The sequence below is a fragment of the Pseudomonas sp. TNT2022 ID1044 genome (assembly GCF_028656895.1).
In the GTDB taxonomy this organism is placed as follows: domain Bacteria; phylum Pseudomonadota; class Gammaproteobacteria; order Pseudomonadales; family Pseudomonadaceae; genus Aquipseudomonas; species Aquipseudomonas reinekei.
The window spans coordinates 43,060-65,226 of sequence record NZ_JAMDHB010000014.1 but is presented as its reverse complement, the minus strand read 5'-3'; the positions used below and the strand labels follow the sequence as shown (position 1 = coordinate 65,226).

At 61.3% G+C, this 22,167-nt stretch carries 21 protein-coding genes; 11 read left to right on the top strand and 10 right to left on the bottom strand.

The window, feature by feature from the left end; translation table 11 throughout:
* Nucleotides 1-161 precede the first annotated feature (161 nt).
* The 8 genes from M5G20_RS18275 to gcbA form a co-directional block, all read right to left on the bottom strand.
* Nucleotides 162-1,415, bottom strand: a complete 1,254-nt coding sequence (locus M5G20_RS18275) for a DUF3426 domain-containing protein (RefSeq protein WP_273920233.1) — start codon at nucleotides 1,413-1,415, stop codon at nucleotides 162-164.
* A gap of 30 nt (nucleotides 1,416-1,445) precedes the next feature.
* A complete protein-coding gene (gene prmA, locus M5G20_RS18270; protein ID WP_273920232.1) occupies nucleotides 1,446-2,324 on the bottom strand; it encodes a 50S ribosomal protein L11 methyltransferase in 879 nt (292 codons plus the stop codon).
* A gap of 281 nt (nucleotides 2,325-2,605) precedes the next feature.
* Complete coding sequence (gene accC / locus M5G20_RS18265; protein ID WP_273920231.1) at nucleotides 2,606-3,964, bottom strand: acetyl-CoA carboxylase biotin carboxylase subunit; 1,359 nt, start codon at nucleotides 3,962-3,964, stop codon at nucleotides 2,606-2,608.
* Between the two features lie 17 nt (nucleotides 3,965-3,981).
* Entirely contained in the window at nucleotides 3,982-4,446 is a 465-nt protein-coding gene (gene accB / locus M5G20_RS18260) for an acetyl-CoA carboxylase biotin carboxyl carrier protein (protein ID WP_273920230.1), read from the bottom strand.
* Between the two features lie 48 nt (nucleotides 4,447-4,494).
* Entirely contained in the window at nucleotides 4,495-4,947 is a 453-nt protein-coding gene (aroQ, locus tag M5G20_RS18255) for a type II 3-dehydroquinate dehydratase (protein ID WP_075947828.1), read from the bottom strand.
* Between the two features lie 132 nt (nucleotides 4,948-5,079).
* Nucleotides 5,080-6,828 carry a protein-disulfide reductase DsbD gene (locus M5G20_RS18250; protein ID WP_273920229.1) on the bottom strand — a complete coding sequence of 583 codons (1,749 nt, stop codon included), beginning with the start codon at nucleotides 6,826-6,828 and terminating at the stop codon, nucleotides 5,080-5,082.
* A gap of 162 nt (nucleotides 6,829-6,990) precedes the next feature.
* Nucleotides 6,991-8,025: a methyl-accepting chemotaxis protein gene (locus tag M5G20_RS30315; RefSeq protein WP_443218310.1), complete on the bottom strand. Its 1,035-nt coding sequence runs from the start codon at nucleotides 8,023-8,025 to the stop codon at nucleotides 6,991-6,993.
* Nucleotides 8,026-8,989: 964 nt separating this feature from the next.
* The gene (gcbA, locus tag M5G20_RS18240; RefSeq protein ID WP_273920227.1) at nucleotides 8,990-10,660 is read right to left on the bottom strand and encodes a diguanylate cyclase GcbA; all 1,671 of its coding nucleotides are present in this window, start codon (nucleotides 10,658-10,660) and stop codon (nucleotides 8,990-8,992) included.
* Nucleotides 10,661-10,734: 74 nt separating this feature from the next.
* Between gcbA and M5G20_RS18235 the strand changes: the two genes are divergently transcribed.
* From M5G20_RS18235 to M5G20_RS18205, 7 genes are all read left to right on the top strand, one after another.
* Complete coding sequence (locus M5G20_RS18235; protein ID WP_273920226.1) at nucleotides 10,735-11,070, top strand: hypothetical protein; 336 nt, start codon at nucleotides 10,735-10,737, stop codon at nucleotides 11,068-11,070.
* A gap of 26 nt (nucleotides 11,071-11,096) precedes the next feature.
* The gene (locus M5G20_RS18230) at nucleotides 11,097-12,164 is read left to right on the top strand and encodes a DUF2333 family protein (protein ID WP_273920225.1); all 1,068 of its coding nucleotides are present in this window, start codon (nucleotides 11,097-11,099) and stop codon (nucleotides 12,162-12,164) included.
* A gap of 3 nt (nucleotides 12,165-12,167) precedes the next feature.
* Complete coding sequence (locus M5G20_RS18225; RefSeq protein WP_273920224.1) at nucleotides 12,168-12,725, top strand: NUDIX hydrolase; 558 nt, start codon at nucleotides 12,168-12,170, stop codon at nucleotides 12,723-12,725.
* Nucleotides 12,726-12,901: 176 nt separating this feature from the next.
* Entirely contained in the window at nucleotides 12,902-13,273 is a 372-nt protein-coding gene (locus M5G20_RS18220) for a translation initiation factor Sui1 (RefSeq protein WP_007914613.1), read from the top strand.
* Between the two features lie 219 nt (nucleotides 13,274-13,492).
* Nucleotides 13,493-15,406, top strand: a complete 1,914-nt coding sequence (speA, locus tag M5G20_RS18215; RefSeq protein ID WP_273920223.1) for an arginine decarboxylase — start codon at nucleotides 13,493-13,495, stop codon at nucleotides 15,404-15,406.
* A 232-nt stretch (nucleotides 15,407-15,638) separates the two neighbouring features.
* Nucleotides 15,639-16,961 carry a type VI secretion system Vgr family protein gene (locus M5G20_RS18210; RefSeq protein ID WP_273920222.1) on the top strand — a complete coding sequence of 441 codons (1,323 nt, stop codon included), beginning with the start codon at nucleotides 15,639-15,641 and terminating at the stop codon, nucleotides 16,959-16,961.
* The gene (locus tag M5G20_RS18205) at nucleotides 16,958-17,761 is read left to right on the top strand and encodes a DUF4123 domain-containing protein (protein WP_273920221.1); all 804 of its coding nucleotides are present in this window, start codon (nucleotides 16,958-16,960) and stop codon (nucleotides 17,759-17,761) included. The genes M5G20_RS18210 and M5G20_RS18205 overlap by 4 nt, the downstream gene beginning before the upstream one ends.
* A gap of 43 nt (nucleotides 17,762-17,804) precedes the next feature.
* Here M5G20_RS18205 and M5G20_RS18200 read toward each other — a convergent pair whose 3' ends face one another.
* Together M5G20_RS18200 and M5G20_RS18195 are read right to left on the bottom strand one after the other, a co-directional pair.
* The gene (locus M5G20_RS18200; RefSeq protein ID WP_273920220.1) at nucleotides 17,805-19,151 is read right to left on the bottom strand and encodes an MATE family efflux transporter; all 1,347 of its coding nucleotides are present in this window, start codon (nucleotides 19,149-19,151) and stop codon (nucleotides 17,805-17,807) included.
* Between the two features lie 160 nt (nucleotides 19,152-19,311).
* The gene (locus M5G20_RS18195) at nucleotides 19,312-19,605 is read right to left on the bottom strand and encodes a hypothetical protein (RefSeq protein WP_273920219.1); all 294 of its coding nucleotides are present in this window, start codon (nucleotides 19,603-19,605) and stop codon (nucleotides 19,312-19,314) included.
* A 169-nt stretch (nucleotides 19,606-19,774) separates the two neighbouring features.
* On the opposite strand from M5G20_RS18195, the gene M5G20_RS18190 reads away from it, so the two are divergent.
* Genes M5G20_RS18190 through M5G20_RS18175 form a run of 4 tightly spaced genes read left to right on the top strand, consistent with a single transcriptional unit; the run spans nucleotide 19,775 to nucleotide 22,074 of the window.
* The gene (locus M5G20_RS18190; protein ID WP_056852476.1) at nucleotides 19,775-20,077 is read left to right on the top strand and encodes a MazG-like family protein; all 303 of its coding nucleotides are present in this window, start codon (nucleotides 19,775-19,777) and stop codon (nucleotides 20,075-20,077) included.
* A complete protein-coding gene (locus tag M5G20_RS18185) occupies nucleotides 20,077-20,826 on the top strand; it encodes a methyltransferase (protein WP_273920218.1) in 750 nt (249 codons plus the stop codon). The genes M5G20_RS18190 and M5G20_RS18185 overlap by 1 nt, the downstream gene beginning before the upstream one ends.
* Nucleotides 20,827-20,838: 12 nt before the next feature.
* A complete protein-coding gene (locus tag M5G20_RS18180; RefSeq protein WP_273920217.1) occupies nucleotides 20,839-21,462 on the top strand; it encodes a DUF4136 domain-containing protein in 624 nt (207 codons plus the stop codon).
* Between the two features lie 54 nt (nucleotides 21,463-21,516).
* On the top strand, nucleotides 21,517-22,074 hold the full coding sequence (locus M5G20_RS18175) for a DUF4136 domain-containing protein (RefSeq protein WP_273920216.1): 558 nt from the start codon (nucleotides 21,517-21,519) through the stop codon (nucleotides 22,072-22,074).
* Nucleotides 22,075-22,167: the final 93 nt, after the last annotated feature.

The window sequence follows — 22,167 nt, the reverse complement described above, 5'->3', positions numbered from 1 at the left end:
ATCATGAGAGTTCGAAAAAGGGTTGGCATGATACCCGCTCTCGATGACTGGATAAAGGTCGAATTGAACAAAATCTGAACAGTTACTTTGTTATCGCCAGCGGTTTGGTCCGGACAGGGGAAGTCAGAAAGCTGCCGTCAATTGAAGAGCGATGAACCGTTTCACTCGGGCGAGTGGAAGCTCAGGCTGTAGTTCACCGCTTTGGCGCCTGGGTCGAGAATATCCAGTGCGATGTGGATCGGTGTTTGCGGAGGCATTTCTGCCATGCCTTCGAGGTCGCCGCTGAGGTATTCACCGGGTTTGAAGCGGCGGCTGGCGATCAAGTGGCCATTGAGATCGGCAAAACGCAGTTCCAGGAGCGGGAAGGGCTGGGAGAAGGGTGCGCGGTTATAAATGATGGCGTCCACCACCAGTGCACCACTGAACTCCGGGTGACTACGGACCACCAGGTTGCTGCTTTTGATTTTGGCGATGTCGACCTTGGAGGGCACCGTGCAACCGATTTGCGGGCACAGTTGCTGGAACCAAGGGCGATATTGGTCCTGGCGCGCCAGTTCGTCGAAGTGATAGGCGACGTACTGGCTGACCAGCGCGCCGGCGCCCAGCAGGATCAGCAGGAACCAGAAGAATCGGCGACCCCATGGTGAGCGGCGTTTTTGCCAGTCCAGTTGCAGCGGGTCATCGGTCAGGTCTTGCAGGACTTCGTCGCGAACGCCCGCTTCGCTGCGTTCGCGACGCTTGCGCAGCGGTTCAATCGAGGGCAGGTCGTCGTCGGGTTCTTCAGGCACCGTAGCCGACAGACGTTCGTTGCGCGTTGGTGCATCGATGGGGTCATGCAGGCGCAACTGCGGCGGCGGCAGTTCGTCGTCGAGGTCTACCGGTTCCAGCGACAGCGACGGTTCGGTGCGGGCGAGGATGCCTGTTTCTTTCAGCGGTTCTGCTGGAGCAGGCGTGTCGAGGTCGTCAAGATCGTCGATCGCCTGTGCACGGTCGGCGGCCGATTCGCTGAACAGACTGTCGCTGGTCCAGGGCTCTTCCTCGTTTTCGACGTTGTCGCGGCGGGCACTGAGGCTGTCTTCGCGGGGGCGGCCGAATTCCGTGGTGGGCTGGATTTCCCGCTGTTCAAGCCGGGCCAGTTCCTCGTCGAGGTCGAGGCTGTCCAGATCCAGTTCGGCAGCGCTCCATTGCTTTTGGCTGATGGCGCGCGGTTCTGCGGGCTCCGGCACTTCGACGACCGCAGGTGCAACCGGTGCGACAGGTTCTTTGCCGGCTTGCTCAAGCAATTGCTTGGCGGCATTGAAAACCTGCAGGCATGAGCCACAGCGAACGACACCGCGCGCCACGCTCAACTGAGCATGGCTGACGCGGAAGCTGGTTTGGCAATGCGGGCACTGAGTGACGAAGCTATCGGTCATGCGGCGATCCGGATTATGCAGACGCTCATTCTAGCGCCGACGGCCTGTAATGCGCACCCAGCCATCGCGATTGGCGATCGGATCCAGATCGAAGTCTTTGGCGTAGGCCGCAGCGACGTCCTCGCCTTGCTCGGCAAGGATGCCCGAGAGCGCCAGGCGACCGCCGGATTTGACCAGGCCGGACAACTGCGGCGCCAGGGACACCAGCGGACCGGCGAGGATATTGGCCACCAGCACATCGGCCTGAACTGGCGGCAGAGCTTCCGGCAGATACAGTGGGAACAATTCATCGGCGATGTTATTGCGCCCGGCGTTATCGCGGGAGGCTTCCAGCGCCTGCACGTCGATGTCAGTGCCGACGGCTTCCTTGGCGCCCAGCAGCAGGGCGGCAATTGCCAGAATCCCCGAGCCGCAGCCGAAGTCCAGCACGTTGCAGTCTTTGAGGTCCTGACCGTCGAGCCATTCCAGGCACAGCGCGGTGGTCGGGTGAGTGCCGGTGCCGAACGCCAGGCCCGGGTCCAGCAGCAGGTTCACGGCGTCGGGCTCGGGAGCGGCATGCCAGCTCGGCACGATCCACAGGCGCTGACCGAAACGCATCGGCTGGAAACCGTCCATCCAGCTGCGTTCCCAGTCCTGGTCTTCGATCACTTCACTGTGGTGTTCGGGTAGCGGGCTGCCGGTCAACAGCTCAAGGTGGGCCAGTACCGGGCCCGGCTCGGTGCCGCCTTCGAACAGGGCCAGCAGGTGGGTGTGGGACCACAGCGGCGTGGTGTTGAGTTCCGGCTCGAAAATCGGCTGATCTTCGGCGTCCATGAAGGTCACCGATACGGCGCCCACTTCAAGGAAAGCGTCTTCGTAGGTTTCGGCTTGTTCTGGGCTGATGGCGAGACGGACTTGCAGCCAAGGCATGGCGGGCACCTTTGAAAAATATTGATTGCAGCCTAGCGGGCTGCGAGAAGCGCGCAAGTTTACGCGAGCGCGAAGGTTTTGTGGGAGTGGCTTGGTTTCGCAGTTCCCTGTGGGAGCGAGCCTGCTCGCGAAAGCGGTGGGGCAGTCACTTCTAATGTTGGATGTGACATATCCTTCGCGTGCAGGCTCGCTCCCACAAGGGGCTTGGTGCTCGGCAGGATGAAACCTTCAGATACAACAAAGCCGCCCGAAGGCGGCTTTGTCAGGTGCAAGGTCGAAGCTTAGTGCTTCTCGCCAGCCAGCTTGTGCTCGAGGTAGTGAATGTTCACGCCCCCTTTGCAGAAGCCTTCGTCGCGGGTCAGGTCGCGGTGCAGCGGGATGTTGGTCTTGATCCCGTCGACCACGATTTCGTCCAGCGCATTGCGCATGCGCGCCATGGCTTCGTCACGGGTTGCCCCGTAAGTGATCAGCTTGCCGATCAACGAATCGTAGTTAGGCGGAACGGCATAGCCACTGTACAGGTGCGAATCGACGCGAACGCCGTTGCCGCCTGGTGCGTGGAAATGCTTGACCGTGCCCGGGCTCGGCATGAAGGTTTTCGGGTCTTCGGCGTTGATCCGGCATTCCAGCGCGTGACCGCGGATGACCACGTCATCCTGGGTGAACGACAGCTTGTTGCCGGCGGCGATGCTGAGCATCTCCTTGACGATGTCGATACCGGTGACCATTTCCGAAACCGGGTGCTCTACCTGGACACGAGTGTTCATCTCGATGAAGTAGAAGCGACCGTTCTCGTACAGGAACTCGAAAGTGCCTGCACCACGGTAACCGATGTCGATGCACGCCTTGACGCAGCGAGCGAAAACTTCCTGGCGAGCCTTCTCGTCGATGCCCGGTGCCGGCGCTTCTTCGAGAACTTTCTGGTGGCGGCGTTGCAGCGAGCAATCGCGGTCGCCCAGATGGATGGCTTGGCCCTGGCCGTCGGAAAGCACCTGGACTTCCACGTGACGCGGGTTGGTCAGGAACTTTTCCAGGTAGACCATCGGGTTGCCGAACGCCGCGCCTGCTTCGGAGCGGGTCAGTTTGGCCGAGGAAATCAGGTCTTCTTCTTTATGCACAACGCGCATGCCGCGACCACCACCGCCGCCAGCGGCTTTGATGATCACCGGGTAACCGACTTCGCGACCAATGCGCAGAGCGGTTTCTTCGTCTTCCGGCAACGGGCCGTCAGAGCCCGGAACGGTCGGTACGCCAGCGGCGATCATGGCGTGCTTGGCCGATACCTTGTCGCCCATCAGGCGAATGGTTTCGGCTTTCGGGCCAATGAACGCGAAGCCGGAGTTCTCGACCTGCTCGGCGAAGTCGGCGTTTTCCGCAAGGAAACCGTAGCCTGGGTGAATGGCGGTGGCGCCAGTCACTTCGGCCGCGGCAATGATTGCCGGAATGTGCAGGTAGGAGTGGGCGGCCGATGCCGGGCCGATGCAGACGGATTCGTCCGCCAGACCCAGGTGCATCAGTTCCTTGTCAGCCTTGGAGTAAACGGCGACGGTCTTGATGCCCATCTCTTTGCAGGCGCGCAGGATCCGCAGGGCGATCTCACCGCGGTTGGCGATCAGAACTTTTTCCAACTTCGCAGTCATCAAAGGCTCTCCGCGGTTCAAACGATGGTGAACAGCGGTTGGTCGTACTCAACCGGCTGGCCGTCTTCAACGAGGATGGATTCGATCACACCGCTGGTTTCAGCTTCGATGTGGTTCATCATCTTCATGGCTTCAACGATGCACAGGGTGTCGCCTTTCTTCACGGTCTGGCCGACTTCAACGAAGGACGGTGAGGTTGGCGAAGACTTGCGATAGAACGTGCCGACCATTGGCGAACGGGCAACGGTGCCGTTCAACGCTGGTGCAGCAGGCGCGGCGGGTGCGGCAGCGGCAGCCGGAGCGGCGGCAGCGGCAGGCGCGGCAGCCGGAGCTGGCATTGGAGCCGGAGCGTAGTACTGCTGAGCCGGGGTTTTGCTATGGCGGCTGATGCGTACGGACTCTTCGCCTTCCTTGATCTCGAGCTCGTCGATGCCGGACTCTTCCAGCAATTCGATCAGTTTCTTAACTTTACGGATATCCATGAATCATCAACTCCCAAGGGTCGGTCAGGGGCGTTTAACGCTTGTTGTTCAAGCTGTTGCCTGTATTTCAAGCTGCTCTAGTGCGGCCTCCAGGGCCAGTCGATAACCGCTGGCGCCAAGGCCGCAGATCACTCCCACCGCTACGTCGGAGAAGTAGGAGTGATGGCGGAAAGGTTCGCGTTTGTGCACGTTAGACAAATGCACTTCGATGAATGGGATGCTCACCGCCAGCAGCGCGTCACGTAATGCGACACTTGTATGTGTAAAAGCTGCTGGATTGATCAGAATGAAGTCCACGCCTTCGCTGCGAGCGGCGTGGATGCGGTCGATCAATTCGTACTCGGCATTGCTTTGCAGATACAGCAAATGGTGGCCGGCTTCGCGGGCACGGCGTTCCAGATCCTGGTTGATCTGCGCCAGCGTCGTGGCGCCATAGGTGCCCGGTTCACGGGTGCCGAGCAAGTTCAGGTTGGGTCCGTGCAGAACGAGTAGCGTCGCCATCGGCGGTTCCTTTGTTATCTGTGTGCAATTGTCAGAACCCGGCGACTATGCCGCAAAGCCTTTGTGACTGTCCAGTTCTCTGCAATAGCCAGCACGATGACCGATGTTTGCGCGAGATATATGACTGCTTGATTAAATCCGGTCATTCGCCCTGGCAACCCGTTCGGCGAAGTCCCGGGCATTGATCTCGCCAATCACCCGCACATCGGTATGTTCGACGCCGTCCTTGCCGAAAAACATCAAGGCCGGGGGACCGAACAGTTTGTAGCGGTCGAGCAAGGCGCGTTGTTCGGCGTTGCTGTCGGTAATATCGAAGCGCACCAGCCGATAGCCCTTGAGGCGTTCGACCACGGTAGGGTCGTTGAGCACTTCCCGTTCGATGACTTTGCAGCTGATGCACCAGTCGGCGTACCAGTCGAGCAGCAGCGCAGTGTTGGCCGTGCGGGCGTCGGCGAGTGCACGGTCGAGGTCCGCCGGGGTGTTGACGGTCTGCCAGGTGCCGGTTTCTTGCGCTGGTGCGTTACCGGCAATGATGCGCGGCTGGCCGATGGGGTTGAAAGGGTCGCTCTGCCCACTGAACGCGCCGAACCAGCACGCCAGCGCGTAAAACAGCAGGAACATCCCGAGTAGCTGGCCCAGGCGTTTGCGCGGCGGTTTGTAAACGAACTCCAGCGCACCCAAAAACAAGCCGACGCCACCGGCCAGCAGGCCGATCAGCAGCAGGGTGATCTGGCCCGGCAGCACCCGGCTGAGCAAGCCGATCGCCAGTCCCAGCAACAGCACGCCAATCGCATTTTTTACGTAGATCAGCCACGGTCCGCTCTTCGGCAGCCACGCCGCCCCCCCCGTCGCCACCAGCAATAGTGGCGCGCCCATGCCGAGGCCAAGCATGAACAGTTTCAGGCCGCCGCCCAAGGAATCGCCGCTGGCGCTGATGTACAGCAACGCGCCGGCCAGCGGCGCCGATACGCAGGGCGAAACCAGCAGGCTGGACACCACGCCCAGCACCGCCGCTCCCCACAGCGAGCCACCCTCGGTGCGGCCGGCGATGCGGTCGAGTCGGCTGCTGATGGCGTGCGGCAATTTGAGTTCGAAAACCCCGAACATCGCCAGCGCAAACACTGCAAAAAACATGGCGAAGGGCACCAGTACCCACGCTGATTGCAGGCGTGCCTGAAGATTGAGTTGTGCGCCGAACATGCCCATCAGGGCGCCGAGCAGGGCAAAACACGCCGCCATCGGCAGCACGTACGCCAACGACAGGTTAAAGCCGCGCAAGCCGCCGACCTGGCCGCGCAACACCACGCCGGAAAGGATCGGCAACATCGGCAGCACGCAGGGTGTGAATGTCAGGCCAAGGCCGGCGAGGAAGAACAGCGCCAGTTCGCGCCAGCTCCAGTGACTGGCTGTGGACGTGTTGTCGCTGCCGCCATTGATGCTCAGGCGCTCGGTTTCCGGCGGATAGCACAGGCCCTTGTCGGCGCAGCCCTGATAGGTCACCGCCAAGGTAAAAGCGCGTTGATCGGTGCGCGGCAGCTCTACATCGAGAATCCCGTGATAGACCTCGACATCGCCGAAGTACTCGTCGTGCTTCTTTTGGCCGTCGGGCAATTGCGCGGCCCCGAGGGCGACATCGGCCGGCTCGGCGCGAAACTGGAAGCGGTGACGGTAGAGGTAATAACCCTCGGTGGCGACGAAGCGCAGTTTGATCGATTGCGGTGTGCTTTCTACCAGGCTCAACTGAAAGGCTTCGCGCACCGGCAGAAAGTCGGCGCTGTTGTTGATCGAGCCCAGGGTCGAATTGGGGCGACTCTCCAGCAACCCGGCGGCGGTAGCCGGCAGGGCGAGCACTAAAAGCAGCAGGCAAAGCAAACGGCGCATGACAATCTCGCGTATCGGAATTGGGGGGATGATAGCGGACGCCGCGCGGGTGTGCAGTGTAGGTAGTTCCAGGGTGGATGTTTCGACGCCATCGCTGGCAAGCCAGCTCCTACGGGTACGGTGCAATCATGTAGGAGCTGGCTTGCCAGCGATGGCGATCTTTCAGACGCGGAAGGCTTGGACGGCTGTGTGTAAACGTCCGCCCAGCACCAGCAGGTTTTCCCCTTGCTCACGTCCTTCGCCAATACGCAGCAGGTTATCTCCACCCAGCTGATGAATCCGCTCGCTGTGATCGCGGATCTCGCTGACAGCGCCGCTCTGCTGCGCGGTGACATCGGCGATGCGCACGGCGGTGTCGGAAATGGTCTGGATTGCCCCGACGATTTTATCCAGCGCGCCGTCGGCCGCCTGCGCCTGGTTGGCGGTGGCTTCGGCGTGTTCGACCTGGGCGCGCATGCCTTCGACCGACTGGCGTGCGGCGGTTTGCAGGCCGGCGATCAATGTCTGGATCTCGGACGTGGCGCCGGCGGTGCGTTGTGCCAGTGAGCGGACTTCTTCGGCCACCACCGCAAAGCCTCGGCCCATTTCCCCGGCGCGAGCCGCTTCAATGGCCGCGTTCAGCGCCAGCAGGTTGGTCTGGTCGGCAATCGAGCGGATCACCGTCAGCACGCCGCCGATGGTCGCGGACTCTTCGGCCAGGTGCTCGATCATCTGCGCATTGCCCTGTACTTCGCCCACCAGCGCATGCAGGCCGGTGAGGCTCAGGCCGATGACTTTCTGCCCGTGCTCCACCGCCAGGCCAGCGTGACGACTGGCCTCGGCCGCCTGGCTGGCATCACCGGCAACTTGCTGAATGGTCGCTTCCAGTTCGCCGAGGGAATCGCGGATCAGCGCGGTGTCCCCGGCCTGGTGCTCAGCGCCGCTGTGCAGATCGTTGCTCAATTCGGCGAGGGTCCGGCTGCTGCCGGCGACTTGTTCGGCATTGAGGCGAATGGTCCCGACCAGGGTCACCAGATACGCACGCAAGCGATTGAGCGACGCTTCGATGTCATGCAGCTCACGGTTGGTTTTGCCCAACTGGATGTCCTGGCTGAAATCGCCTTCGGCCCAGGTCGACAGCGCCGGGGCGAGGTTGGTCAGGGTCCTGGCGAGTTTGCGTTGCAGGGTGTCGATCAGCAGTGCGATCAGCAAAATCATACCGATCATCACGCCTTGCATCAGTCGAACTTCGCCCTGGATCTGTCCGTGCTGGGCGCGGACCACCGGTTCCAGCCCGGCGATGGCTTGTTGCACATCCGCGATCTTGAGGTGGGTGGCCGCGCTGAGGTCGGCGCGTTTCTGGATCTGGTCACGGGTTCGTGCCAGTTCCGCGGGGTAGCGGGTGAGCAGGCTATTGAGTTCACGCTTGAAACCGACGCCGGCATCTTCGGCAACCGCTTTCTCGGTGTTTTCGAGGCCCATCATCGCGGCGAAATCATCGGTGTTCGATTCGCTGCTGGCGGTCACGCCGAGCAAGGGCAGGGCGTCCAGCAGCGCGGCCTGGGCACGAATGTTGGCAACTTCGCGCTCGACATCGGCGGCCAGTTCACTGCGGCCACTGCTGACCAGTTTGTCCCGGGCCAGCGACAGTTTGCCCAAGTGCTGCGATGCCGTGAGCAACGGCGTCAGATAGGCCGCGTTAGCGCTGGCGTACTGGCTGAGCTGGTCGAGGCTGGCGCTCAGTTCGCGCTCGGCTTGCAGCAGCAAGGCCTGGGGATCGCCCGCGAGCTTGCCCGCGGCGAGCAGGTCGGTTTTGCTGAAATCACTGAGGTTCGACAGGCTTGGACGCAGGGTCTCGGCCAGCGCCGGTGGCAACTCGCCGAGTTCTTTTTGCAGCTCGTCAATGGTCTGGCTGGCGCTGCTCAGGCGCAGGGCATCGCCGCTGGCGAGGTAATCCTCGATATTGCGCGCCACTTGATTCTGAAACTGTTGCGACAAACCCAGGTACCGCTCCATTAATAGATAGGGGCGTTCGAGGGCCTTTTGCGACCACCACAGCGTGGCGCCAAGGGCCACGCACACGGCAACTAAAAGGAGGGTGTTGAGATTGGTCAGCAGCTTGAGGCGCATCACGGACTACCAACGGCAGAAATGGTAAGCGCCTGAAGTTATTGCGTTTCTATTACAAGGTTATGACCGTAGGGGTCAATTGTGATGAAAAAGTGGCACTTTGCTTTGACGTCTCCGCGGCCTGGACACGGTTGCGTCCGGCCCCTTTGGCACGGTAAAGCGCTTCATCCGCCTGGCTGGCCATCGACAGACTGTCGGAGGTTTCACACAACTGCACGACCCCGGCGCTGAAGGTGCACCACAGGTCGTGGGGTTGGGCCGGGTAGTGAATTTCGGCAAAGCGCTGACGGATTTCATCGAGGACGTTGTAGGCCGCCTCAAGGTCGGTGTCCGGCATGACGATGGCGAACTCTTCGCCACCGTATCGTCCGATGAAGTCGGTCTTGCGCAGTCGCTGCTTGAGAAACAGCGCCAGGCTCTTGATGACCCGGTCGCCCATGGGGTGACCGTGGCTGTCGTTGACTCGCTTGAAGTGGTCGATGTCGAGCATGGCAAAGCTCAGCGGCTTGTTCTCGCGTCGGGAACGGAACGAACAGTCTTCGAGCAGTTGCAGGATGTGGGTGTGGTTGTACAAGCCGGTGAGGCTGTCGCGGACCATGCGCGCCTTGAGGTTACGCGCCCGTGCCGCGCGATTGCGCACGGTGGTGATCAGGTGCCGGGGCTTGATCGGCTTGGTCAGGAAGTCGTCGCCGCCTTCGCTCATGGCGTCGAGCTGCTTGTCCAGGTCGTCTTCGGCAGACAGGTAAATGATCGGCACGCTGACATAACGGTCGTTGTGGCGGATCACCTTGGCCAGTTCCGTACCGGTGCAGGCTGGCATGTACATGTCGAGGATGATCAGGTCGGGCTGGAAATCCGCCAGTTCGGCCATGGCCTGGATCGGCTCGATAAGCGTGCGGGTGACAATCCCGGCGCTGTTGAGCAGGCGCTCGGTGTGCAGGGCCTGGGCGCGCGAGTCGTCGATGATCAGCACTTTATAAGGTTCGTACTGGGCCACGCAGGTCAGGACTTCGATTTTCTCCAGCAGGCTCGACGCTTCGAGGGTGCCGGTGAGGAATTCCTGGCCGCCGGCACGCACGGCGGCGAGTCGGGTCGGGGTATCGGTTTCGTGCAGGCTGAAGAACAGCAGCGGCAGCTGATGATCGAGGCCTTCCTGGGCTTCTGCGGCCAGTTTCAGGCCGATGCCGGGGCCACTGAAGTCGACGTCCATGACAATCGCCGCCGGCAGGCGCTCGACCATCGAAGAGCGAAACGCCGATACGCTGTCCAGGGACTGGGCGCTGAGCCCGAAAAATTCCAGTTGCTTGGCCAGGCGCTCGCCACGGTCGTGATCCTGCAGCATCACGTAGATCGGCTTGCGCAGCGGCGGCAGGAACGTCTGGTCGAGTTGGTCGCCATGGCGCAGGCCAGTGCGGGAAAGGCGCTGCATCAAGCGGTTGAGGTCAGTGATCAGGCTACTGCTCAAGCGTCCGCGGTTGGCGTCGACGGCTTCCAGTGACTGACTGATGTGGCGTGCCAGTTGCGTATGTTCCGGCTGTTCGAAACGCTCGGCGAAGCGCAGCAGACGCAGGTTGGCCTCGCTCAATTCCGACAGATCGGTGATGGACCACTCGCTGCGTTGCAGGCGCTGCCATATCTCAAGAATCTGACGTGCCTGATGAATTACCCGCTGGGCAAAGTGGTGCTTGAGGCGCTCGCGGCTGGGATCTTCTGGCTCGGTCATATCCTGACTACTATTAGGGGGGACACTGAGATCGAATGGTGGCTCTATGCTAGCACCACTTTGCGATGACATGAGTGCTGTACGTCAATAAACTGCAAAGCGACCCCATTCAGTTTGTGACCGATGAGTCGGCTCTGGCCTTTAAGGTCAGCGTGATGGCGGCGTCGCGCCCCATCCTCGGCGGTTACGCAAGCAGTGTGGTGCTTTGCCAGTTTCAGGTTAATTTTCTGGAGGGCAGGGCTAGGGGATTCCCTGATGCGGCAACGCAACACCTGCAGGAACCAGCAAGCCGGCTCCTGCAGGTTTCCCGAAACGGCTTTTTGTCCGCTGACGCGGTAATTTTCCGTATCCACGCCACGGCGGGTGCCGGGCAAAGGCACGTTGTTGTATGGTTGTGGTCGAACCGATGAACTCAAGTGATTGAAAGGATATCGCCATGCTGAACTGGAAAAACCGCGCAGGCAGTGCGCCTGAACGTGCCGCCGAACCGAAGTCGGCCACCCGCAGTTATCTGGGCGGCCTGCTGTTCAGCCGCGCGCTGGCCACGCTGATCGGTCTCTACCTGCTGGTGGCGATTGCCCTGGGCTGGTACTGGAGCCAGGAACCCGCACTGTTCCCGGTGCAGCAAACGGCGCAAATGGCTGCCGAGAAAGAAGGCAAGCAAATGGTGGTCGGCTACACCACGGTCGAAACCCTCAAGACCGTTGCCGGCACGTTGCTGACCAAGCAGGGCGGCTACATTTCCAACGACCGCTTCCCGCCGGGCTTGTGGATGGACAACATGCCGAGCTGGGAATATGGCGTGCTGGTACAGGTACGCGACCTGAGCCGCGCGTTGCGCAAAGACTTCGCCCGCTCGCAGTCGCAGTCCGCCGAAGACGCCGATCTGGCCAAGGCCGAGCCGCGTTTCAACTTCGACAACAAGAGCTGGGTGCTGCCGTCCAGTGAGTCCGAGTATCAGGAAGGCATCAACTCCCTGAGCCGTTATCAGACGCGTCTGTCCGATCCGAACCAGAAGAGCGCGCTGTTCTATGCCCGCGCCGATAACCTGAACAACTGGCTGGGCGACGTTGGCACACGTCTGGGTTCGCTGTCGCAACGCCTGTCGGCCAGTGTTGGCCGGGTCAAGCTCAACACCGCGCTGAAGACCGAGGTCGTGGTCCCGGGTGTGGCGCCGCAGGTCGACGAAGAAGTCGTCGAAACCCCATGGATGCAGATCGACAACGTGTTCTATGAGGCTCGCGGCCAGGCCTGGGCTTTGTCGCACTTGCTGCGCGCCATTGAAGTCGACTTCGCCGATGTGTTGGCCAAGAAGAACGCCACGGTCAGCGTGCGTCAGATCATTCGTGAACTGGAAGCGTCGCAGGAAGCGGTATGGAGTCCGATGATTCTCAATGGCAGCGGCTTCGGCGTATTGGCCAACCACTCGCTGGTCATGGCCAACTACATCTCCCGGGCCAACGCGGCGGTGATCGACTTGCGTCAACTGCTGAATCAGGGCTGAGTCATGGTCGATAGCGCCAAAGAGGCTGCCCACCGGGCGGCCTCGGATGCCGAGCAAATCGCCTGGGTCGATGAACAGGACAACCTGCTCGGCGCGTTGGTACGCAGCGATCTGCGCGAGCGCGGGCTGATCGGCCGCGGCACCTACATTATGTTGTTCAACTCCGCCGGTGAGTTGTGCGTGCATCGGCGCACCCTGAGCAAGGCCATTTATCCGGGCTACTGGGACGTGGCGGCGGGCGGTATGGTGCTGGCGACCGAAACCTACGCCGAATCGGCGGCCCGGGAGCTGGAAGAGGAATTGGGCGTGAGTGGCGTGGAACTGGCTGCCCATGACCACTTTTTCTTCGAGGACACCGGCAATCGCCTGTGGTGTTCGGCGTTTTCTGCGGTCTGGGATGGCCCGTTGATCCTGCAGCCGGAAGAAGTGCTGGAAGCGCGCTTTATCCCCATCGATCAGGTCATGCGCGAAATCGAGCAAAAGCCTTACTGCCCGGACTCTTTGGCCGCGCTCAAGCGCTATCTGCGCTCACGTGGCGACGACGTCGCAAAAGAGGCATAAATTGGCGCCGATTGGCTCTTAGCAATCGGCGTTTTTGCCGTTACACTGCGCGACCTTTTCAAGCTGAACCGGTATTGCCTGGCTCAGTAGCGCTGCCCCTGCCTGAGTGGGGCTTCGCGGTCGAGGGCACTTCCCGAGTGCCGCGACCAGTCTTTGTCCTCCCAAGAGGATTGCCGGTGGCCAAAAAAGCCGCATCCTTCGCCGCCCTTGGTGGCCTGGTATTTTCCACCGACGCAGGTCGTCATTGCCCGGAATGCAGTAAACCGGTGGACGCCTGCATCTGCAAACAGACCGTTATCCCGGCCGGCGACGGCATCGCTCGCGTGCGTCGCGAAAGCAAGGGCCGTGGCGGCAAGACGGTGACCACCATCACCGGCGTGCCGTTGGCTGAAGACGCGCTCAAGGAACTGGCCACGACGTTGAAGAAACGCTGTGGTACCGGCGGGGCGTTGAAAGACGGGATCATTGAAATCCAGGGCGATCATGTCGAGCTACTCTTGGCTGAGCTGATCAAACACGGTTTCAAGGCGAAGAAGTCCGGCGGCTAGCAGCCTCTGTGAAAACCACCTGCGGCTTGATCCAGCCCTGATTGCCTTCAGGCCTGGCGTCGTCACCATGGTTTTCACAGAGCCTGTTCATGACCGGTTTCTAAACTCGTTGCGGTCGGCGGGGTCTACCCCCTCGTTGACGAACCGTCATTTTCATTCTTTAGACTGCGCCGGCCTGAATCCAGGCGACGCACTATGACTTCTTTATAGGGGACTTCGATGTCCGTACGACGCACACGCAAAGACGATGGCAGCCAATGGACAGTTGCGGACAGCCGCAGTGTTTACGGGATCCGCCATTGGGGGGCCGGGTATTTCGCGATCAATGACGCCGGTCGCGTCGAAGTTCGTCCGAACGGCCCGAGCAGTTCGCCCATCGACCTGTTCGAGCAAGTCGATCAACTGCGCAAGAGCGGCTTGTCGCTGCCATTGCTGGTGCGCTTCCCCGACATCTTGCAAGACCGCGTGCGTCAGCTGACGGGGGCGTTCGACGCCAACATCGAGCGCCTGGAATACCAGAGCAAGTACACCGCGCTGTACCCGATCAAGGTGAACCAGCAGGAAGCGGTGATCGAGAACATCATTGCCACCCAGAACGTTTCCATCGGTCTGGAAGCCGGCTCCAAACCAGAACTGCTGGCGGTGCTGGCGCTGGCGCCGAAGGGCGGCACCATCGTCTGCAACGGCTACAAGGACCGCGAATTCATTCGTCTGGCGCTGATGGGCCAGAAGCTTGGCCACAACGTCTTCATCGTGATCGAGAAAGAATCCGAAGTCGGCCTGGTGATCGAAGAAGCCAACTCGCTCAAGGTCAAGCCTCAGGTCGGTCTGCGCGTACGTCTGTCGTCCCTGGCCTCGTCCAAGTGGGCGGACACCGGTGGCGAGAAATCCAAGTTCGGCCTGTCCGCGGCGCAGTTGCTGTCGGTGGTCGAGCGCTTCCGCGCGGCCGGTCTGGACCAGGGCATTCGTCTGCTGCACTTCCACATGGGTTCGCAGATCGCCAACCTGGCCGACTACCAGCACGGTTTCAAGGAAGCGATCCGCTATTACGGCGAGCTGCGCAACCTCGGCCTGCCGGTGGATCACATCGACGTCGGTGGTGGCCTGGGCGTGGACTACGACGGTACGCACTCGCGTAACGCCAGTTCGATCAACTACGACATGGACGACTACGCCGGTGTCGTGGTCGGAATGCTCAAGGAGTTCTGCGACGCGCAGAGCCTGCCGCACCCGAACATCTTCTCCGAAAGCGGCCGTTCCCTGACCGCGCACCACGCCATGCTGGTGATCCAGGTGACTGACGTCGAGAAACACAACGACGACGTGCCGCAGATCGAAAACAAGGAAGCGCTGCCGGAAACCGTGCAGTGGCTGGTGGACCTGCTGGGGCCGACCGACATCGAGATGGTCACCGAAACCTACTGGCGCGCCACGCACTACATGAGCGATGTCGCTGCCCAGTACGCCGACGGCAAGCTGACCCTGGCCGAGAAAGCCCTGGCCGAGCAATGCTACTTCGCCGTGTGCCGTCGCCTGCACAACTCGTTGAAGGCGCGTCAACGTTCCCACCGTCAGGTGCTGGACGAACTCAACGACAAGCTGGCCGACAAGTACATCTGCAACTTCTCGGTGTTCCAGAGCCTGCCGGACACCTGGGCCATCGACCAGGTCCTGCCGATCATCCCGTTGCATCGCCTCGACGAAGAGCCGCTGCGTCGTGCGGTGCTGCAAGACCTGACCTGTGATTCCGACGGCAAGATCAACCAGTACGTCGACGAGCAGAGCATCGAAACCAGCCTGCCGGTGCACGGTTTGAAGGAAGGCGAGGACTACCTGCTGGGCGTGTTCCTGGTGGGCGCCTACCAGGAAATTCTCGGCGACATGCACAACCTGTTCGGTGACACCGATTCGGTGAACATCTACCAGAACGCCGACGGCAGCGTGTACCACGCCGGTATCGAAACCCACGACACCATCGAAGACATGCTGCGTTACGTGCACTTGTCGCCGGAAGAACTGATGACCCACTACCGCGACAAGTGCGCCAGTGCCCGCATCAGTGCCTCCGAGCGCACCCAGTTCCTTGATGCCTTGCGCCTGGGGCTGACCCGTTCGTCTTACCTGTCTTCCTGAGGTAAGCACCACGCTCATCAGGTTGTCTGAAAATTTTCCGCTCGCTGCGGAAATTTCAGATGACCTGGTGCGGCGACTCTCTTTTTCCAAGCGAAACGGCCTACGTCCTCGGCTATCCAAGTCATTTGGTCTTCTTTTCGCGTAGGTCATTTCCTAAGTTGTACTTCGCCTCTCTACTCGGCCATGTCTCTCGGCGAGAATCCCCGGCCGCCCCTCCTGTAGAGAATCGCCGATGTTCGATCCAGTCAACGAACCTGAATTTCGTCTGGACGTAGCAGGTCTGTCCGACGCCTTCGAGGTCCTGGCCTTTACCGGTAGAGAAGCCATCAGCGAGCCCTTCGTGTTCGACCTGCAATTGCTGGTCGATGACCCGGCGCTCGACCTCGCCAGCCTGTTGTACCGTTCGGCCTCCCTGCATTTCGGGCCGCAGGGAAACAGTATCCATGGCCAGTTGCAGGAACTTGTCCAGCGCGACCATGGGTCAACGCTCAGGCTCTGTCACGTGCGTCTTGGTCCGAGGCTGGCGTGTCTGGCCCAGCGTTTCAGCCAGCGGATTTTCAGCGCCAGGACGGTGCCGCAGATTCTCGATCAGGTGCTCAAGGAGCACGGCATTGTCGGCCAGAACCGGCGCTTCGAACTGGAGCGCGATTACCCGCTGCGCGATTACTGCACGCAGTACCGCGAATCGGATCTGCAATTCATTCAACGTTTGTGCGCCCAGCAGCGGCTGCATTACCACTTCGAACACCGGTCGCATGGGCACTGCGTGGTGTTTGCCGATGGCCAAGGACATTTCTGCAAGAGGGAGGCGGTTGATTTTCGCGCCGAGGGCAATCAACCGGCGCTGCGTCGATTCGAAGTGCAACGTTGTGTGGACAGCACATTGCAGAGCGCACAGGGGCATTCGGATCTGGCGACGCTGCGCAGTGGTCAGCTGATGCCGTTGTGCGGTCATCCCGTGCGCCAGTGGAACCATCTGTGGTTACTCACTCACGTTGAGCATCAGGGCAGCCAGGATTGGCTGGTGCCTTACAGCAACCAAGTACGGGCGATCCACTGCGAAGCGCCGTTTGAACCGCCGCATTGCGTAGTCAAACCCCGGATGCACAGCCTGCAGCGTGCCTGGGTGGTGGATGTCGATGAAGACCAGCCAGATCCATCCCGACCGGTGGCGGTGCAGTTTGACTGGCTCTATCAAGGCGAAGGGGCGGCGCCGAGCCACTGTTGGTTGCCGTTGGCGCCGGAGCTTGAGTCAGCCGGGGTCGGACCATTGAGCGAGGGGGCGGAGGTGGTGGTGAGCTTTATCGAAGGCGATCCGGACCAGCCGTTGATTACCGGGGTCATTCACCAGCCGGCGAGTGTGATGAAAGAGCAAGCGACGGAGGCGTCGAGCCGCGATGAAGACCCACCCGAAGGCGTGCAGGACTGGCTGCGCTCAGGTGAGCCCTTGTTGTTGCTCTGTCTGCTGCCCGGTGGCGGTAGCTTCAATCATTGTGCGCAGGCGCTCTGTACCTGTCGGGCGTTGACGCAATCTGGCCGGAGCGGTGCCGCATGATCGACGTGCACATGCCCGATGCGATCGCGCAATGGTTGCTGCTGGACAGACCGGGCGCGCCGCAGGCGAGTGTGACCGTGCAACAGACGTTGGCGCAGGCGAATCAGTTTTCACTGCTCGAGGGGACTGAATGGCATGCCCTGCGTGAACACGGTCCGCTGTTGATCGATCTGCGCACCTGCCCGGCGCTGGCAGAGGCTTGCCGACACGATGTGCAGCAGTGGCGAGGTTTGCTGCTGACCAGTGAGGCTGGCGCGACGACATTGCTCGCGCACTTGCGGCGCATGCTGACCGTCTCGTTCGGGTTGCATCATCGGGCCTTGCTGAGCTTCTACAACCCGCAGACCGCCAGTTACTTTTTCGACGCCTGCGATGCCGGGGAGCTGACTCGCTGGCTGGGGCCGGTCAGCCAATTGCGCTGGTTCGGCGGGACCTGGGCTGACCGGGCGATCGGCAGCCTGGGCTGGCAGCAGGTGCTCAACCCGGGGCTGGCCGTGCGCCCTTTGGCGCAAGAGGAGGACCTCAGTGCGCGGCAACGGGAAAACCTGCAAACCTGCCTGCTGGAACATCATGCCTGGCACTGGAGCCAGGCCACCGGCTCTGATTACACCCGCTTGTGGTCGCATCTGCAGGATGGCCTGGCGCTGGGTTTCAGCGAACGGCCGGTATTGGACGGCTGGTTGTGGTTGCGCTTGCAATACCCTGTTGCCGAGCCCCGGTTGCCGCTGCTGGGCAACACGCAGCAGGAGCGCCTGGATAACCTGCGCAACCGCTGGCAGGGCGACGATCCCCGGGCATGACGCTCGAGGTTGACGTCGCACCCTTGCCCAGCATGACAGCGGATCAATGAGCCCGAGCGAACCAGCCATCGTTGCGGCGCAGGCGCCAGGCGATGGCGCCGAGGGTCAGGCTGCGCAGCAACATGAACAACAGAAAGGTTAGCCACAGGCCGTGGTTGCCAAGCCCTTGTAGCGCCCAGGCGAAGGGCACCAGCAAGGCCACTGTCAGCAGCATGCCGTTACGCATTTCACGGGCACGGGTGGCACCGATGAAGAGGCCGTCGAGCAGGTAACTCCAGACCGCGATCAATGGCAGCGCGGCGAGGTAAGGCAGGTAAACGAAGGCGGTATCGCGCACGCTGGCAATGTCGGTCTGCATCGCGATGAACAGGTGCCCGGCAAACAGGAACAACACGGCGAACCCCAGGCTCGCCAGCAACGACCAGCCGCAAGCCACCACCAGAGAACGACGCAGCGCCTCTCGGTCGCGGGCACCGATGGCATGCCCGCACAGGGCCTCCACGGCGTGGGCCAGGCCATCGAGCGCGTGGGCGGTCAGCAGCAAGCCATTGAGCAGCAGGGCGTTGGCCGCGACAGTGGCGTCACCCAATCGCGCACCTTGTACGGTGATCAGGAAAAACACCGATTGCAGGGCCAGGCTGCGGATAAAAATGTCACGGTTGACCGCCAGCAAAGGGCGCCAGCTCTGCCACCAGCCCAAGGCTGCCCAGACGATATGGCCGGGGTAGGCGCGCAACGCCTGACGGGTCATCAACAGGCCGATCAGCGCGCCGGTCCATTCGGCGATCACCGAAGCCCGGGCGGCGCCGACCACGCCCCATTCCAGGCCCAGCACAAACCACAGGTTCAGGGCGATGTTGACCAGGTTGGTGCTCAGGAGAATCGCCAGCGGCGCGCGAGCGTTTTGCGTGCCGAGGAACCAGCCGACCAGCGCATAACTGGCCAGCGCTGCGGGCAGCCCGAACAACCGCGTATGGAAAAACTCGCGGGTCATCTGATCCAGTTCCGCCGACGGCTGCATGAAATGCAGCGCGACCCCACTCAACGGCACGCCCACGGCGCCCAGCACCAACGCCAGCCCCATGGCCAGCAACAGGCCCTGCAATAAAATCTGCCGCAGTGCCGCACCATCCCCACGCCCGGCAGCCTGGGCGGCAAACCCGGTGGAACCCATGCGCAGAAAGCCCATGGCCCAGGCCAGGAAGGTGTACAGACTGGCGCCGACCGCGACGGCACCGAGCTGATGGGCATGGGGCAAGTGACCGATGACGGTGCTGTCGACCAGCGCCACCAGCGGTACGGAAATATTCGAGAGAATCATCGGCGCGGCCAGCGCCCAGACCCGACGATGGGTAGGACGGTCGCGCCAGTCGGCAATCAGCTTGGACATGCAGGCTCCTTGGGGAGCGGGCATTGTAGCGACACATTTACCCTCTGCCGCGTTCGATTGCAGGAGCGAGCATGCTCGCGATGGTGTGTCAGGCGAAATTGATATCGACTGTTCGGACGCTATCGCGAGCAGGCTCGCTCCCACAGGGGATCGAGGCGAGTCAGTGCATGATCCAGCTGAGCAACCACAACCCCAGCATCAACCAGATGATCCCCATGATGATCGACGCATTCATGAACGCACGGATCGCCGACCACAGCAGCACCAGCCCCAGGATCAAGATAACGATGCTGACGATCGAGGTGTCCATGCCCAGCGCCCGGGACAAACCTTCGACAAAATTGCTGCTGGCACGGCTCACCAGCTGGAACAGGCCACTGAGGGCGTCAACGATAAAACGGATGACTGAGCCGAGGGCCTGACCGAGCCATTCGAAAAAACCTTCTACCTGCATGGAATGATCGTCCTGATAAGTTCGAGCGTTGGGCCATGGATCGCGGTGGCGAGTTCCCCACAAGCATAGAATGTTGTGCATGACCTGTGGGCGCGAGCCTGCCGCCCGATCTTTGTCACTTGCCTTCACCTGTGATCCCCCCGAAGCTATACGCCTTCAGGAGAGCCCGATGAACCTTGTTGAACTGACCGAACGCCTGCACGCCATCCGTGACCGCAATGACTGGCAGCCATTTCACAGCCCGAAAAACCTGGCCATGGCCGCCAGTGTCGAAATGGCCGAGCTGGTAGAGATTTTCCAGTGGCTGACCGAAGACCAGTCGCGGCAGTTGCCGGCGGACAAACTGGCCCATGCCGGCCAGGAAATCGGTGACATCGTGCTCTACCTATTATTGTTGTGCGGGGAGTTGGGGCTGGACATGAATGACGTGGTGCGCAGCAAACTGGCCGACAGCGAGCGGAGATTCAGCTGATGAGCGACCGTCATTTCGATCAACTGGCGACCCGTTTCGCAGAAAAAATCTACGGCGGTGCCAAAGGTGCAATTCGTCTGGCGGTGCTCCAGGCCGACCTGGCCGAAGCCCTGCCGGACCGGCCGCTGCGAGTGCTGGATATCGGCGCCGGCCTGGGCCACATGTCGTTGTGGCTGGCCGAGCGCGGGCATGAGGTGACGCTGGCCGAGCCCGCCGAACCGATGCTCGACGGCGCCCGCCAGCGCTTCGCCGAAGCCGGGCAAAGCGCAACATTCATTCAGGCGCCGTGGCAGGACCTGTTGGGCCAACTCTCCGAACCTTACGACCTTGTGCTGTGCCACGCCGTGCTGGAGTGGCTGGCCGAACCCCACGCGATCCTGCCGGTGCTGCATCAACTGACCAAGGCCGATGGCTGGCTCTCCCTGGCGTTCTACAACCGCGATGCGTTGATTTATCGCAATTTGCTCAAGGGCCATTTCCGTAAGATGCGCAAGAACGACATGGCCGGCGAGAAGCAGAGTCTGACCCCGCAACAACCCCTTGATCCACGGGAATTGGCGGCGCAACTTGAAGGTCTGTGGCGGGTCGAAACCCAGAGTGGCGTGCGGGTTTTTCACGATTACATGCCGGTGGAGTTCCAGGCCCGCGCCGAATTGGTGGACTTGCTGGAAATGGAGCTGGCCCACCGTCGCCACCCAAGCTTTGCCGGGCTTGGGCGTTACTTGCACTGGATCTGCCGGCCGGTCTGATCGGAGCGCGAAATGAAAACTCGTTCAGGGTTACTGCTGTTGTGTCTGGGGTTGGCTGCCTGTCAGGGCAGCAACCCGTATGTGGCGTCCTCCAAACCCATCCCGCCGGCGCCACCGCAAGCGGCCAACACCTTTGACCGCAGCGCTTATCCGGCACCGCCGCGTGACTACGGGCGCTATCGCAGTTGGGCCTGGCTCAACGGGCAAATGCCGCCGGGCACCGCGTGGGCAGATTCGGCCCAGGTCGCCGAAGCCGTCAGCAGCGCGCTGGATCAGCGTGGCTTGCGCCCGTTGCATGACAATCGGGCGGCGGACCTGTTCGTCAGCGCCGATTTGCGCATGGAAACCCGTTTGCGTCAGGTTCGCGACGATTACTACAACGGTGGCTATTACGGCGGTTATGGCGGTTACAACCGCTACAACAATGGCTACGGCGGCGCCTATGCCACAGTCCCGATCATCCGCACCTATCAGGAACAGGTCGTGGTGGTGCGTGTCGATCTGTTCGATGCGCAAAGCGGTCAACCGGTGTGGAGTTCCAGCGCTGAAACCAGCAACCGGGGCACCCAGAGCCAGCAAGTGGATGCCATACGGGAAGCTGTAGAAAAGGCCATGTCGGCGTATCCTCCCAGTTAGCTTCTGTCGATAAGAAGCCTTTCGCAGGATCATGTCTTCAATCGGAGAATCATCATGTTCCGCCGTTTCGCTTTACTGGCAGTGATCGCATTGCTCAGTGCCTGCGCCGCCAACCAGGTCAATCATGACTTCGACGCCAGCCGCGATTTTGCGGCCTATCGCAGTTGGAGCTGGAAAGACCCCGTCTTGCAATACCGCCCCGATGATCCACGCATCAAAAGCGACCTGACTGAGCAACGCATTCGCCAGTCGGTCAGCGAACAGCTGGATCAGCGCGGGTTGCGCCAGGCTGCCGCCGGCGCCAAGGGTGACTTGAGTGTGCAGACCTACCTGATTGTCGAAGAGCGTCAGCAACAGGTGACCACCAACTACGGCGGCGGTTGGGGTAACCCGTGGAACGGCTACTGGGGCGCGCCGATGTACAACGAAACCCGTCTGGTTAACTACAAGGTGGCGACCCTTCAGATCGACCTGCTCGATGGCAAGGACGGCAAACTGGTGTGGCGCGGCAGTGACGAACAGATGCTCAGCCGCACGCCGAATCCAACGGATCGCAGCAATGCGATTCGCGAAACCGTCACCCGGATCCTGGCCAACTATCCACCCAGGTAAAAACACCAGGCAAACCTTGCAGGAGCGAGCAGGCTCGCTCCTGCAGTTGTTTTTCGGTCGCAGAAATGGCGAGTTGCCAGCAGTCTCGCCAAC